Below are 633 nucleotides of genomic sequence, written 5' to 3'. Positions count from 1 at the left end.
GCTTTTTGATGCACCTATAGGAGAAGAAAAACATTTGAATGCACACTTACCAGAAGAGGAGCATTTAAAAGCAAGTGCTAAGCCCGAACAGGCAACCGATTATGTAAACGCAGTTGGAAATTTTATTCATAAAGATGCAAATCCAATCGGCTTATGGGAGCGTTTTAGAAAATCAGAATTTTCCGAGCATTTAATGGATTTTTTTGCGGGGCTTGCATCAGGAAAAACACCGCAAGAAAGTTTTTCAAATGCGGCACTTGTTATGCGGCAGGGCAATAATGTACGTGCTCAAAATAGACCAATTTTTGAGTTTTTACGCTCTAAAGGATACAGTGATAAAGACGCACAAGCCCTTGTGCAATATCCAGATCTTGCCATGAAAGTTATAGGCAGCACGTTAAGCCCTCAAGAAGCCTATAGAACATTGACATCAGAAGAAAAGGCAGAGCAGGGATTGCCTGAGGATATGACTTTTCAAGTCTCAACAAGCACAGGGAAAATTATACCTGTCCAAGGAGGACAGCGTTCCACTACTTCTGGATTAGGGGGGAATACCGATGGCATGCTGTCAAAGCCTGAATCAGGTTATATGTATGTTAAGGATGAAAATGCACTTGGTGGCATACGTGCGGT

Annotated in this window: 1 pseudogene; it reads left to right on the top strand. The window is 41.9% G+C overall.

The features are described from left to right. Positions 1-633, top strand: a pseudogene (locus tag ACFIL8_RS12175) (hypothetical protein); the annotation flags it as partial.

The organism is Bartonella sp. AP57NXGY, assembly GCF_042195805.1.
Classification (GTDB): domain Bacteria; phylum Pseudomonadota; class Alphaproteobacteria; order Rhizobiales; family Rhizobiaceae; genus Bartonella.
The sequence above is the reverse complement of the archived record's forward strand: the minus strand, read 5'-3'. Positions and strand labels throughout refer to the sequence as shown.